Raw genomic sequence first — 14428 nt, forward strand, 5'->3', positions numbered from 1 at the left:
AGATGAAATCATACGTACTTCTCGCTAGCGCATTGCTCGCAAACTCAGTATTCGTAAGTTCTGCCTTTGCTGATCAAATGGTCACCTTGCCTGATGGCAAGCAAGTGTTACTCAAAGATGATTTTACTTGGCAATACGTGGCACCAAAGCAAACGGAAGCAGCAACGACAACATCAGAGACTGCAGTGCCTGTCGTAGCCGTACCTGTCGCAACGAACACGCGTGGCACTACGATTGTGGTTAATAGTAAAAAGCCAAGCTTACAGCTGTCTCAGTCAGGAGTGGATGTTGTACTGGGTGCAAGTCGCTATGAAGATGGTGAGCTTATCATTCCGACAGCCATCACTAACCAAGGCACTCAAGCGGTCATTTTGGTATCACTTAACATCAGCGTATTTACTGCAGAAGGTGAGTTGTTGGCAGAAGAAGAAGTTGCTGTGTGGAAATCAATCAAACGAATGGCCGACACATACCTACGACCAAAGACGGGTGAAGAAGGCAAGCTCATCAAGCTCGACCTAGAACAACACCCTGAATATCAGATTAAAGCTGAGATTACTGAGGTACTGGCTCGCTAAACCGGAGTCACGTACAAATAAATAGCGAAGAAATGGCAAGCGCAGCCCGCCAACACAAACAAATGCCAGATGGCATGATTGTAAGGGATGCGTTTTGCCACATAGAAAATCACACCCAACGAGTAAATCACGCCACCGAGTGCTAGTAGCACCAAACCACCCATCTCGATATTCATCGCCAGTTGATAAACCACAATCAGCGATAACCAACCCATCGCCAAGTAAGTCACCAATGACAAACGCTTAAATCGGTAGACGAAGGCAATCTTCATAATGATTCCGACTAGCGCGATACCCCAAATCACTGCCATCAAACCCATCGCCAATGGTGTTCTTAAACTCACCAATAAAAATGGCGTGTAACTGCCAGCGATCAATAAGTAGATCGCACAGTGATCGAGAGTTTTCAGTAATCGCTTGGTCTTTTCTGTGGTGATCGAGTGATAAAGCGTGGAAGCGAGAAAGAGTAGGATAATACTGCTGCCATATACCGCCATACTCGCAATAGTCAGTATGTCGGCTTGATGGTCAAACGCACGAATCAGCAGCAGGATTAAACCAACCACGCCAAGCACAACACCCAAGCCATGGGTTATCGCATTGGCGCGTTCTTCGATGTCACTGTATTCGCTCGCCGATGATGCAGACATGATTATCCTACTAGAGTAAATGTTCGATTTGCCTAGTATTGCACATTAAGCTTACACGTGTAAGCTTAAATTTTTATGACATCTTTTATGACATTAATAACGCCTAAACGGTGTGATGAAGCTAAGGTCTCTAAAGCTACAGAACCAAAGAGCTAACTAAGATGCGTTGTCTAGATACTCAAGTACCATCTTGCCCGCATCTTGTGGTGACGTATCCAATGGCACACTCAATTGACGCTGCAGTTGGCCAATGCCTAACAAGCTCGCCAACATGCCTTTTGCACCATCGCGATTACGGTCTATCTCAAACCACAACTTAAGCTCGGTTTCATCACGATGAGCAACCACTTCCAGTTCACGCCAGCGGCCATGATATGGACCAGTGGTAGGGACAAACTCAAACTCTTGAACAAATGGCAGTTCAAAGCCCTCTACTGCTTCGCACTCAACTTGGCGAATGCGTAAACCTTGAGCTTCTAGTTCATTAAAAATACCATCAAGAAGTGCATCTGGGCGAACCGTTAAAATATCCTTATCCGATGGATCAATCGCCATCGCAATATCGAGCCCGGTTTCTAGCCACACCTTTGAATCACCAATCGTGACAGGTGTGTTCAGCGGGACATCAAACTCACATTCAAAATCACGGGTTTCACCCGGCTGAATAACAAAGGCATACGGCAGGCTCCATTTGGCCAACGAGTATGTCTGGTGCATTCGACGTGTTTGACCGCCCTCTTGCCTTTGCGAATTCATAGTAATTTCTTTGACGTAACGACAGCACAAGTTGAGATCGATATTGTCGATCTCTTGTGGCTGAGCGCCACCATAGACATGCACAATAATGCTCGCCTTCTTGCCTGGATAAAGCACTTCCTGTTGCAATACAGAATCCACCTTGGCAGATCCAATTCCAAAACTTGCTAACGTTTTCTTTAAGAACGACATATGCACCTCCTTTAAAGCATCATCTTAAGCCTGAAAGAGGTTCAAACTCAAATATACTGCTCACACTATTTTAGCTCTAATATCGTCTATTTATCACTCAGGCGTCGATCGATAACTTAGATAGTGATAATCTAAGCCTTGATATGCATGCATATCATTATCCTGATTTATTCTTCGGATTGGCGAAAGCCAGACGAGTGACGCTTCAAGCAATTGAGGTGGAGCTCATGGTAAATCAGGCCATTAGATTGGCAATGGATATGCCTGACCGTTAGGTAAATTAATGCGCCCAACAGCTGTCAGGTTCTCGCACACCAACCGTAGTGCGATGCGTCGTCGTAGTGGCTTTGTTGCTGCTCCAACGGCTAAGAAATTGGCTCCTACAATGACTCTAGTTGAGAAGACTGCTTTATTAGCACCGACTACAACGAAAGTGATTAAAGCCGCTTAACAAAAAGCGCAGTTTTTACTGCGCTTTTTTCTTGCCCGCTCCCATCTTGAAATGTGTTTACACATTGGTATTCCCTACCCGATTTGATACCTTAGCCACAAATCATTATAAAATTTGTGGAGAAATAAAGTATGAAGTGTCACCGCATTGAAGAACTGCTTGAACTGATGGAGCCTGAGTGGCAGAAAGATCAAGAGCTTAACCTATTAGAGTTCATCATTAAGCTATCAAAAGAAGCGGGCTACCAAGGCAAGCTTGAAGAACTGACTGACGATGTTCTTATCTATCACCTAAAAATGCGCAACAGCGAAAAAGATGAGATGATCCCGGGCCTGAAAAAAGACCAAGAAGATGATTTCAAAACCGCAATTCTAAAAGCACGTGGCCTTCTTTAGTCGCCCGTTAGTTTAGAGCTCAATTGCCGTATAGATAAAACACTCAATTTTAAAAAGCGACCACCAGGTCGCTTTTTTGTTTCTGTTCGCTATTTTTTCGTCACAACTGTTATGACTTTTGTTGTTAAAGGTTGATAGCGTTAAAGAAATGAGAACAAGATTGTCGCTATAATCGCCATCCATAAGAATCTTCTAAAATAATAAGAGTGAGTGCGATAACAACAAATGCACCAAGCTCAATTTCAACAGGTTCTCTAAACCATACTTTCAAGTAATGTCGTCATGCCCGACTTAACCGGGCAAACAAGCCACAAAAAGGATAGTCCATGAGTCAGGATAAAATCGATATCAAAGATGTGACTCCTAAAACCTTTAACCCGAAAACACATAAAGGTAATGGAGATCGATTTAACCCAAGTAACCGAATCTATGTTCGAGAAAGCAAAGGTAAATTCCAACAACTGCGTCGCTATGGCGGTTGGTTCTTACTTTTACTTTTTGCGCTTATCCCATGGATTCCCTTTGGTGAACGTCAAGCGATCTTGCTCGATATCGGCAGCCAACAGTTCAACTTCTTTGGCACCACCTTATACCCGCAAGATCTGACCCTACTCGCGATCCTATTTATGATTGCCGCGTTTGGCCTGTTTTTCATAACCACCTTCTTAGGCCGTGTCTGGTGTGGCTATTTATGCCCACAAACCGTCTGGACCTTCATGTATATCTGGTTCGAAGAGAAGCTAGAAGGCGCTGCCAATAAGCGAAGAAAACAAGACTCGGGCAAACTGACGAGCAATTTAATCCTCAGAAAAACCCTCAAACACATTGCGTGGTGGGCGATTGCCATTGCGACGGGCTTAACCTTTGTTGGTTACTTCATCCCAATCAAAGAGTTAGTGGTTGGCTTCTTTACCTTTAACTCGTCTTTCTGGCCGGTGTTTTGGGTACTGTTCTTTGCTGGATGTACTTATGCCAATGCGGGTTGGATGCGTTCAATTGTTTGTCTGCACATGTGTCCTTACGCGCGTTTCCAGTCGGCAATGTTCGATAAAGACACCTTCATCGTTGGTTACAACACAGAACGTGGTGAAAGCCGTGGCCCTCGCTCTCGTAAAGCCGATCCAAAAGAGCTTAGTCTAGGCGACTGTATTGACTGTAATCTGTGTGTACAAGTGTGCCCTACGGGTATCGATATCCGTGACGGCCTGCAATACGAGTGTATTAACTGCGGCGCGTGTATTGATGCCTGTGACAACACGATGGAGCGTATGGGCTATGAGAAAGGCCTGATCAATTACACCACCGAGCACAGACTTGAAGGTCACTCGACCAAGGTAATGCGTCCCAAGCTGTTGGGCTATGGCGCTATCTTGATCGTGATGCTGGGCTTGTTCTTCGCCCAAATCGCGAGCGTTGATCCTGCCGGCCTAAGTGTTCTGCGTGACCGAAACCAACTGTTTAGAGTCAATAACCAAGGGTTGGTTGAAAACACCTACACCTTGAAAGTGATCAACAAGACTCAACAAGAGCAAGAGTACAAACTCGGTGTTAGCGGACTGCCCGATTCTATCTGGTATGGTAAACAGACGATTACTGTCGATCCAGGCGAGGTTTTGAACCTACCTATCAGTTTAGGCGCCGACCCAGAAAAACTGAGCTCACCAGTTTCGACAATTCAGTTTATACTCTCGGATAATGAAGAGTTTACGATGGAAGTCGAAAGCCGCTTTATCAAGAAGCTCTGATACCCGCACCTTAGTGCTTGGTATAACAACCCAATAAATGGAAAAAGGCTCAGTAATGAGCCTTTTTTATTCTATGACGATGCAAGCCTTTAACTTTGATAACCTGACTCCTGACTTCATGTGGTACGCACTGGAGAGCATTGGAGTTCGTGCTGAATCCGGGCTTCTCGCTCTCAACAGCTACGAAAACCGGGTGTATCAATTCACCGATGAAGACCGTAAGCGCTACGTCGTTAAGTTTTATCGTCCGCAACGCTGGAACAAGGCACAGATCCAAGAAGAGCATGACTTCGCACTCGAGCTTATCGAGCAAGAGATGCCGGTTGCGCCTCCAATGCGAATCAACGGTGCAACCTTACATGAATACCAAGGCTACCTATTTGCACTATTTGAAAGTGTTGGCGGCAGACAGTATGAAGTTGACAATCTAGATCAATTGGAAGGCGTAGGACGCTTTCTTGGTCGTATTCATAAAGCCAGCGCGGGAAGAACATTCCAGCATCGCCCGACCATCAGCTTAGATGAATACCTTTATCAGCCACGTAAGATTCTAGAGAACTCTCAGTTTATCCCGACGCACCTAGAAAATGCCTTCTTCAATGACGTTGACCTTCTGATCAAAGAGCTAGAGAGCCAGTGGCCGAGCAACATTGAGAATATCCGCCTGCACGGTGACTGCCACCCTGGCAATATTTTGTGGCGCGATGGGCCAATGTTCGTCGATCTTGATGACGCACGTAACGGCCCTGCGATACAAGATCTGTGGATGCTGCTCAATGGCGAGCGCCAAGATAAGCTGATGCAACTGGATATTTTGCTAGAGAGTTACCAAGAGTTTTGCGATTTTAATACCGCACAACTGAAACTAATCGAACCACTACGCGGTCTACGTATGGTGCATTACATGGCATGGTTGGCGAAACGATGGCACGATCCTGCGTTTCCTCTGGCCTTCCCGTGGTTTAATGATCCGAAATATTGGGAGCAACAAGTACTTGCTTGTAAAGAGCAAATTGCTACCCTGCAAGAGCCACCACTTTCGTTAATGCCTCAGTGGTAACAGCAATCGCAACATACAACTAGATAAAAATTCAAACATAATGGAGATTGGATAAATGAAAAAGCTATTCGCATTTTTCTCATTGATCATGTTGAGCCTTACCGCTCACGCTGCGAAATTTAACGAAGGTGAACACTACAAAGTTCTCGACCTAGAAGCATCAAAAAAACCAATGGTGACAGAGTTCTTCTCTTTTTACTGCCCACACTGTAATAGCTTTGAGCCAATCATCCAGCAGCTAAAACAACAGCTACCTAAAGACGCTAAGCTACAGAAGAACCATGTTTCATTCATGGGTGGCAACATGGGTCTGCCAATGAGCAAAGCTTACGCGACAATGATTGCACTGAAAGTTGAAGATAAAATGGTGCCAGTGATGTTTAACCGCATCCACACAATGAACAAGCCACCACGTGATGAAGAAGAACTGCGTCAAATCTTCCTAGACGAAGGCGTTGATGCGAAGAAATTCGATGCTGCGTATAACGGCTTTGCTGTAGATTCTATGGTTCGTCGCTTCGACAAAGCATTCAAAGACAGCGGCCTTTCAGGTGTACCCGCTGTTGTGGTTAACAACCGCTACCTAGTAGAAGCTCAAGGTATCAACTCTCTTGATGAGTACTTCGAGCTCGTGAACTTCTTATTAAAGAAATAAGCCATTGATGAAAGGAAGCTTCGGCTTCCTTTTTTTTTGCTAGTTCAAAAATCATTATTGATAAATAATTAACCTGGAAGTTTAAAGCTTTACTGCTATTAATAACCCGTCCTAAGAACCTGTGGGCAAGGAGCCCTTGAATGAAAATAAAAATAACTCTCTTGGCATTGAGCGTTGCGGCTTCTCCCGCTTTTGCCAAGCTTGCAGACCAACAAGGTTTCAGTGGTGAAATCTCTCTCAATACCGGGGTTACCTCTTCCACCTCGAACTTTAATACCGATGCTGATAGCAATCTTTCATCCACAGATCAGAAGGCTTCTTCGGAAAGCTCTTTTCTGGTTGCTCCTTTAGGTAGTGTTGCTTATACCTTTGGTGAAAAGCTAAACCATCAGGTATACACAGGTACCGCGCGAGATGATGTAGCAACAGGTACTGTAGTTCTCGAAGTCGGTTACAAATACCAACTTGAGTCAGGCATGGTGATCGACGCTTCACTGCTGCCAACCATTATGTCTGGTGAAACTTGGGCTGATCCATACAACACCACATCAGCTCGCACCAAGACCGATGAAACTGGCAATGCGTTTCGTTTGAAGCTAAGCAACATTGCGGGCTCAGCTTTCTCGCTAGACATGGCCTATGCGACCAAAGATGTCGACAAGGATGATATTCAAGATCAAGAGCTCAAACGAGATGCCAATACTCTCTACTTGAAAGGTCAATATCGCCTGCCACTCAGTCGTACCATGATGCTTATTCCATCCGTCATCTATCAAACACGTGATGCTGATGGTAAAGCTGAATCTTACGACCAATTCGGTGGTGAGGTAAGCTTGTTTGGTGGCATGGGGCGTCACCAGTACGCACTAACAGCGGGTTACAGCCAACGCTCTTACGATGCGAGCAACCCGATCTACGACAAGAAACGCAGCGACGACAATATCAACCTATTCGCCGCCTATGAGTATGATCAATTCATGGATTGGGAAAACTGGTCGTTTATTTCACTGGCAGGCTACGGCACCAGCGACTCGAACATTACCTTCTACGACGAGTCTCAATATATAGTTTCAGTTGGCTTGAACTACAAGTTCTAACCTTAGCGAGTATGAACTGCAATCCAACGAAAGCCTGCATCTAAGCAGGCTTTTTCTGCTTGCTAGACAGCTTGAGCCGTGAGTTGTTTCAGCAAGCGATCCATCGCGCGATAGCCTAGCGCTTCTGATAGATGTTTCTTTTCGATCTGCTCGTTACCGTCAAGGTCGGCAATGGTTCGTGCCACCTTAATAATTCGATGATAAGCACGAATCGATAAACCCAAGCGATGTAGTGCTGTCTCAAGAAACTCTGCATCTTCGCGTCGCAGTGGGCAATACTTCTCAATTTCTCGGCTACCTAACAGTGCATTCGATTTATGGTTGCGAGATAGCATTAACTCTCGCGCCTGCCTAACCCTTTGCTTAACTACTTGAGTGGTTTCACCGCGATCACCGCCTTCGGCCAACATTCCTTTTGGCAACAGAGGTATCTCCAATGACATATCGAACCTATCCAGCAAGGGCCCAGATAAGCGATTGAGGTAACGCAGGATGATCTGTGGGTTGGCGCGCGCCTGGTTACCTTCGTAATAACCCGTTGGACTTGGGTTAAGTGCACCGACCAATTGAAAACGCGCAGGAAAACGAGTCTTGCCCGCAGCACGGGAGATAATGATCTCGCCCGACTCTAGTGGCTCTCGTAATGAATCAAGCACCTTGCGCTCAAACTCCGGCATCTCATCTAAGAACAATAAGCCGTTATGCGCTAAAGAGATCTCTCCGGGGCGAGGCACCGAACCACCACCCACTAATGCCGCCATTGAACTGGAATGGTGAGGAGAGCGAAAAGGTCGTTGCTTCCAGTTGTATTGATTGATTTCTTGTTGCGTTAACGAGGCTACCGACGCGGTTTCCATCGCTTCGTCATCACTCATTTCAGGTAATAGGTCACGCAGTCGAGAAGCGAGCATAGTTTTTCCGGTTCCGGGTGGGCCAAGAAACAATAAGTTATGATTCCCAGCAGCGGCTATCTCTAGAGCTCGCTTGCCTTGTTGTTGGCCGATAATATCTTGTAGGTCGCGAAGCACTGAAACATCAGCCTGATGATGTTCCGTTCTATATAGCCCAAGCTGAGCCTGTCCACACATGTCAGCACAAACCTCCAACAATGTTTGTGCAGATTTATGCGCTCCCTTGCCCACCAGCGCAGCCTGATCACCGTTATGATGTGGGACAACTAAGCATCGCTCTACACTGTCGGCGGCTAACGTCGCAGGCAAAACGCCCTTTACCGAGCGAAGTTCTCCTGACAATGCCAACTCACCGATAAATTCATGTTGAGCTATTTTTGATGTGGGAAGCTGATCTGACGCCACCAAAATCCCAAGCGCGATGGGCAGGTCAAAACGGCCACCTTCTTTGGGCAAATCGGCTGGGGCGAGATTAACCGTGATTCTTTTCGATGGAAACTCAAAGCGAGAATTGATGATCGCGCTTCTCACTCGATCTTTAGATTCCTTGACCGTTGTTTCAGGTAGACCCACCAGCGTGAAGCCAGGCATTCCGTTGCTTATATGCACCTCAACGGTCACTTCTGGCGCCTCTACACCCACACTAGCTCGGCTATGAATTATCGCGAGTCCCATAACTTTCCTTTGTCTTTGATTTAAAAGTATTCGCTCTGGATATTCGTTGCTCACCAAAGCGATAAGGTTGTTATATAGCTTGGTGGAATGGTATTTTAATGTGAAAAAAGAATGACATTTCCCTTGTCATGCGGCAGATTTGTGTGATAACACTAGAGATGTAGACATTTACTGAAGACAATAAACGAGAAAACTCGAATATTATGATTTTTAACGCTCGCATTTACGCACTGATTAACCTGATTATCGTAGTCATTATTAAGACTGCGCGGGGGCGAGTGGGAAGAAAGTAACCACGAATTAGAAAAAACCCCCGCACTGACAAGTCCGGGGGTTTTTTCTAATTTAAACATTCGATTTTTATATTTTTGAGCATTTTCGGCTTTGCCGATTTACAGGAAGAATGGGAGCACAAGATGTGCAGAGACAAAGGAAACAGTTACCAAAATAAAGGTAATACGGGAGAATTCCGATGAAAGGCGCAGAACTAGTCGTATCCGCACTCAAGCAACAAGGAATTGAGACCGTATTTGGTTACCCCGGTGGTGCCATCATGCCAATCTACGATGCACTCTATGACGGCGGGGTTGAACATATCCTATGTCGCCATGAGCAAGGCGCCGCTATGGCCGCGATCGGCATGGCTAGAGCAACACAAGATGTCGCTGTTTGTATGGCAACCTCGGGACCAGGTGCAACCAACCTAGTCACTGGCCTTGCTGATGCCTTTATGGATTCAATCCCATTGGTTGCTATCACAGGTCAGGTTGCAAGTTCCCACATTGGTACCGATGCATTCCAAGAAATGGATGTGATTGGTATGTCTCTGTCATGTACTAAACACAGCTACCTAGTAACTGATATTGAAGAGCTAGCTCCAACCCTCGCTGAAGCGTTTGTGGTAGCAAAGTCTGGCCGCCCTGGCCCGGTTATCGTCGATATCGCTAAAGACGTTCAACTAGCAGAAGCACCTGTTAACGCTCTTCCTGAATTTACTCCACCCGCAATTCCTGTTGCGACAACTGATGCCATTGAACAGGCACAGTACTTTTTGTCTCAAGCGACCCGTCCTGTTTTATACGTAGGTGGTGGTGTTCAACTTGCTAAAGCAACCGATGCGGTTCGTGAGTTTTTACGCCTAAACCCAATGCCAGCAGTAAGCACACTGAAAGGCTTGGGCACTATCGAACGTGACGACCCACACTACCTTGGCATGCTGGGTATGCACGGCACTAAAGCCGCTAACCTTGTGGTTCAAGAGAGTGACCTGTTGATTGTTGTCGGTGCTCGTTTTGATGACCGAGTAACTGGCAAACTCGATACCTTTGCGCCGCATGCTAAGGTTATCCATATCGATATCGATGCCGCTGAGTTCAGCAAACTGCGTCTTGCCAATGCGCCAATTCGCGGTGACATCAACAAGATCATGCCTCAACTAGAGCTAAGCCAAGACATCTCCTCTTGGGTTCATCACTCTGAAGGTCTTCGTAGCTCATTCAAATGGCGTTACGACCACCCTGGTGATCTGATTTTTGCTCCACTGCTGTTGAAGCAACTGTCAGACATGATGCCAGCAAGCTCTATCGTATCGACTGATGTGGGCCAACACCAAATGTGGGCAGCTCAGCACATTCAGCCTCGCGATCCACAGAACTTCATTACCTCTGCCGGTTTAGGCACCATGGGCTTTGGCTTGCCAGCTGCAATGGGTGCTTCGGTTGGGCGTCCTGATGACCAATCTATTCTTATCTCTGGTGATGGCTCGTTCATGATGAACGTGCAAGAGCTTGGCACGCTGAAACGCCGCCAAATCCCAGTGAAGATGGTACTTCTTAACAACTCTCGCTTGGGTATGGTTCGCCAATGGCAATCGTTGTTCTTCGATGGCCGCCATAGTGAAACTATCCTAGATGACAACCCAGACTTCGTAATGCTAGCGAAAGCGTTCGATATCCCGGGTAAAACCATCACGCGTAAAGAAGAAGTAGAGCCAGCACTAAAAGAGATGCTAGAGAGCAAAACCGCCTACCTACTTCATGTTCTTATCGATGAAGAAGAGAACGTATGGCCACTAGTACCGCCAGGTGCTTCAAACAGTGAGATGTTGGAGAACACATAACATGAAAAGATACCTATTAGACATCAAAGCCGATGATAAGCCTGTACTACTAGAGCGTGTTCTTCGTGTTATCCGCCACCGTGGCTTTATTGTTAAGCAAGTAGCGGGCACTCAAAACCACGAAAGCAAAGTGGCGAGTGTTGAGATCATTGTAGACAGTGACCGTCCGATCTCTTTCTTAGTCAATCAAATCGAAAAGCTGTGGGATGTGCGTACCGTTGACGTTATCTCTATCAGTCGTAATGAATTGCCAAACAACAACTTACAACAAAAGATAAACGCATAAGGAACCACAAACATGACAGCTAAAACGGCAGACTATATTTGGTTTAACGGTGAGATGGTTCCTTGGGCAGAGGCGAACGTTCACGTCCTGACTCACGCAATGCACTACGGTACTTCTGTGTTTGAAGGTGTTCGTTGTTACAACACACCAAAAGGGCCGGTTATCTTCCGTCACCCTGAACATGCTAAGCGCCTAAAAGACTCAGCAAAAATCTATCGCTTCCCTATTCCTTACACTGAGGAAGAAATTATGGAAGCGACTCGCGAAACGCTACGCCAAAATAAGCTAGAGTCAGCGTACATCCGCCCTCTAGGTTTCGTAGGTAACGTTGGTTTGGGTGTCTGCCCGCCAGAAAATACTGAGATGGAACTGATCATCGCTGCTTTCCCTTGGGGGTCTTACCTAGGCGAAGAAGCACTAGAAAACGGCGTTGATGCAATGATTTCTAGCTGGAACCGTGCCGCTCCAAACACGATCCCAACCGCAGCAAAAGCCGGTGGTAACTACCTATCTTCACTATTAGTTGGTGGCGAAGCTCGCCGTCATGGTTACGATGAAGGCATCGCACTGAGTGTTGATGGTTACCTTTCTGAAGGGGCTGGTGAGAACATCTTTGTGGTACGTAACGGCGTGCTATCCACACCACCAGCGACCAGTGCGATTCTGCCGGGTATCACGCGTGATTCGATCATGACACTAGCAAAAGACATGGGTTATGAGATCCGTGAAGAGAACATTGCTCGTGAAGCGCTATACCTTGCTGATGAAGTATTCATGACAGGCACAGCGGCGGAAATCGTTCCGGTTCGTAGCGTAGACAAAATTACAGTAGGTGAAGGCAAACGCGGTCCTATCACTGAAAAAGTTCAAGCGGCTTACTTTGGTCTATTCAATGGCACCACTGAAGATAAGTGGGGCTGGTTAGACTACGTTTATCCAGCAGACCAAACTTCAGAAAACCAAACGCAAACAACTAAGTAAGCAACAGCCAAATATTTTATAAGGATTTAAGCAATGCCAATCTATCGTTCAGCAACGACTACCCACGGACGCAACATGGCTGGTGCGCGCGCTTTATGGCGTGCAACTGGCGTTAAAGATGATGACTTCGGTAAGCCAATCATCGCAGTTGTAAACTCGTTCACTCAATTCGTACCAGGCCACGTTCACCTTAAAGATATGGGTCAACTGGTTGCGGGTGAAATCGAGAAAGCGGGCGGTATCGCTAAAGAATTCAACACCATCGCAGTCGATGATGGTATCGCAATGGGCCACGGCGGCATGCTGTACTCACTGCCATCACGTGAGCTTATCGCGGATTCAGTAGAATACATGGTCAATGCACACTGTGCGGATGCGATGGTGTGTATCTCTAACTGTGACAAAATCACTCCGGGAATGATGATGGCAGCAATGCGCCTTAACATCCCAGTGATCTTTGTATCAGGCGGCCCAATGGAAGCGGGTAAAACTAAGCTTTCAGATCAAATCATCAAGCTAGACCTTGTTGACGCAATGATCCAAGGTGCCGATCCAACCATTTCTGATGAGCAAAGTGAGCAAGTAGAGCGTTCTGCATGTCCGACATGTGGTTCATGTTCAGGTATGTTCACAGCGAACTCAATGAACTGTCTAACAGAAGCGCTTGGTCTATCTCAGCCAGGTAACGGTTCTATGCTAGCAACCCACGCAGACCGTGAAGAGCTATTCATCAATGCTGGTAAGCGCATCGTTGACCTAACCAAGCGTTACTACGAGCAAGATGACGAATCAGCACTGCCTCGTAACATCGCAAACCGCGCAGCATTTGAAAACGCGATGGCACTGGATATCGCAATGGGCGGTTCTAGTAACACCGTTCTTCACCTATTGGCTTCTGCTCAAGAAGGTGAGATTGATTTTGATATGGGCGATATCGACGAGATGTCTCGCCGCGTTCCACACCTATGTAAGGTTGCACCTTCAACGCCTAAATACCACATGGAAGACGTTCACCGCGCTGGTGGTGTAATGGCTATCCTAGGTGAATTAGATCGTGCTGGCCTACTGAACAACCAGACTCGCACAGTGCTTGGTCTAAGCATGCAAGAGCAGCTAGCTCAATACGACATCATGCAGACAGAAGACGAAGCAGTGCTTAAGTTCTTCCGTGCTGGCCCTGCAGGCATTCGTACTACCAAAGCATTTTCACAAGATTGCCGTTGGGATCGTCTTGATGACGACCGTAAAGAAGGTTGTATCCGTACTAAAGAGAACGCATTCAGCCAAGAAGGCGGCCTGGCGGTTCTTTCGGGCAACATCGCGGTTGATGGCTGTATCGTTAAGACAGCAGGCGTTGATGAAGAAAACCTGAAATTCCAAGGCCCAGCTATCGTATTTGAAAGCCAAGATAGTGCTGTTGATGGCATCTTAGGTGGCAAAGTAAAAGCTGGCGAAGTGGTTGTCATTCGTTACGAAGGTCCTAAAGGCGGCCCGGGCATGCAAGAAATGCTCTACCCAACTACCTACCTAAAATCTATGGGTCTAGGTAAGTCTTGTGCTCTTCTAACTGACGGACGTTTCTCTGGCGGTACATCCGGTTTGTCTATCGGTCACGCTTCTCCAGAAGCAGCAAGTGGCGGTGTGATTGGTCTAGTAAACACTGGCGATATCATCACTATCGACATCCCTAGCCGTTCAATCACACTTGATGTGCCTGAAGCCGAGCTAGAAGCGCGTCGTGTTAAGCAAGACGCACTAGGCTGGAAACCAGAAAACCGTCAGCGTGAAGTTTCATTCGCACTGAAAGCTTACGCAAGCATGGCAACCAGTGCCGACAAAGGCGCCGTGCGTGATAAGTCTAAGCTAGAGGGCTAGTC

At 46.6% G+C, this 14428-nt stretch carries 14 protein-coding genes; 11 read left to right on the plus strand and 3 right to left on the minus strand.

Features of this window, described 5'->3' with window-relative positions:
* The first annotated feature begins 2 nt into the window (after positions 1–2).
* The gene (locus tag AB4371_RS07915; protein WP_017065828.1) at positions 3–578 is read left to right on the plus strand and encodes a DUF3157 family protein; all 576 of its coding nucleotides are present in this window, start codon (positions 3–5) and stop codon (positions 576–578) included.
* Here the strand turns inward: AB4371_RS07915 and trhA are convergent.
* Together trhA and AB4371_RS07925 are read right to left on the minus strand one after the other, a co-directional pair.
* Positions 575–1228 carry a PAQR family membrane homeostasis protein TrhA gene (gene trhA, locus AB4371_RS07920; protein ID WP_017063010.1) on the minus strand — a complete coding sequence of 218 codons (654 nt, stop codon included), beginning with the start codon at positions 1226–1228 and terminating at the stop codon, positions 575–577. The two genes, AB4371_RS07915 and trhA, sit on opposite strands and share 4 nt — an antisense overlap.
* Positions 1229–1384: 156 nt before the next feature.
* Positions 1385–2176 (minus strand): sporulation protein, encoded by a 792-nt coding sequence (locus AB4371_RS07925; RefSeq protein ID WP_017058778.1) that lies wholly within the window; start codon positions 2174–2176, stop codon positions 1385–1387.
* A 283-nt stretch (positions 2177–2459) separates the two neighbouring features.
* Here AB4371_RS07925 and AB4371_RS07930 point away from each other — a divergent pair, with 283 nt between their 5' ends.
* The 6 genes from AB4371_RS07930 to AB4371_RS07955 all read left to right on the plus strand — a co-directional run bounded on the left by AB4371_RS07930 (position 2460) and on the right by AB4371_RS07955 (position 7579).
* Positions 2460–2627: a hypothetical protein gene (locus AB4371_RS07930; RefSeq protein ID WP_004739323.1), complete on the plus strand. Its 168-nt coding sequence runs from the start codon at positions 2460–2462 to the stop codon at positions 2625–2627.
* A 131-nt stretch (positions 2628–2758) separates the two neighbouring features.
* Positions 2759–3022, plus strand: coding sequence for a YihD family protein (locus AB4371_RS07935; RefSeq protein ID WP_009848104.1), 264 nt, complete (start codon positions 2759–2761; stop codon positions 3020–3022).
* Positions 3023–3348: 326 nt separating this feature from the next.
* Entirely contained in the window at positions 3349–4767 is a 1419-nt protein-coding gene (gene ccoG, locus AB4371_RS07940; protein ID WP_372149409.1) for a cytochrome c oxidase accessory protein CcoG, read from the plus strand.
* A gap of 73 nt (positions 4768–4840) precedes the next feature.
* Entirely contained in the window at positions 4841–5827 is a 987-nt protein-coding gene (locus tag AB4371_RS07945) for a serine/threonine protein kinase (RefSeq protein ID WP_017058781.1), read from the plus strand.
* Between the two features lie 55 nt (positions 5828–5882).
* Positions 5883–6482: a thiol:disulfide interchange protein DsbA/DsbL gene (locus AB4371_RS07950; protein WP_017063015.1), complete on the plus strand. Its 600-nt coding sequence runs from the start codon at positions 5883–5885 to the stop codon at positions 6480–6482.
* 140 nt (positions 6483–6622) lie between these two features.
* Positions 6623–7579: a DUF2860 domain-containing protein gene (locus tag AB4371_RS07955; protein WP_065584153.1), complete on the plus strand. Its 957-nt coding sequence runs from the start codon at positions 6623–6625 to the stop codon at positions 7577–7579.
* Positions 7580–7641: 62 nt separating this feature from the next.
* Here the strand turns inward: AB4371_RS07955 and AB4371_RS07960 are convergent, their stop codons facing one another.
* Positions 7642–9165 (minus strand): YifB family Mg chelatase-like AAA ATPase, encoded by a 1524-nt coding sequence (locus AB4371_RS07960; RefSeq protein WP_017058783.1) that lies wholly within the window; start codon positions 9163–9165, stop codon positions 7642–7644.
* A 472-nt stretch (positions 9166–9637) separates the two neighbouring features.
* On the opposite strand from AB4371_RS07960, the gene ilvG reads away from it, so the two are divergent.
* From ilvG to ilvD, 4 genes are read left to right on the plus strand one after another with little or no spacing between them, the layout of a single operon-like run.
* Positions 9638–11284 carry an acetolactate synthase 2 catalytic subunit gene (gene ilvG / locus AB4371_RS07965; protein ID WP_017058784.1) on the plus strand — a complete coding sequence of 549 codons (1647 nt, stop codon included), beginning with the start codon at positions 9638–9640 and terminating at the stop codon, positions 11282–11284.
* A 1-nt stretch (position 11285) separates the two neighbouring features.
* A complete protein-coding gene (gene ilvM, locus AB4371_RS07970) occupies positions 11286–11570 on the plus strand; it encodes an acetolactate synthase 2 small subunit (RefSeq protein ID WP_017055442.1) in 285 nt (94 codons plus the stop codon).
* Positions 11571–11582: 12 nt separating this feature from the next.
* A complete protein-coding gene (locus tag AB4371_RS07975; RefSeq protein ID WP_017063017.1) occupies positions 11583–12551 on the plus strand; it encodes a branched-chain amino acid transaminase in 969 nt (322 codons plus the stop codon).
* A 33-nt stretch (positions 12552–12584) separates the two neighbouring features.
* Complete coding sequence (gene ilvD / locus AB4371_RS07980; RefSeq protein WP_017066753.1) at positions 12585–14426, plus strand: dihydroxy-acid dehydratase; 1842 nt, start codon at positions 12585–12587, stop codon at positions 14424–14426.
* Positions 14427–14428 lie beyond the last annotated feature (2 nt).

Origin of the sequence: Vibrio sp. 10N.261.51.A3 (genome assembly GCF_041471965.1) — a bacterium.
GTDB classification, from domain to species: Bacteria; Pseudomonadota; Gammaproteobacteria; order Enterobacterales; family Vibrionaceae; genus Vibrio; species Vibrio crassostreae_C.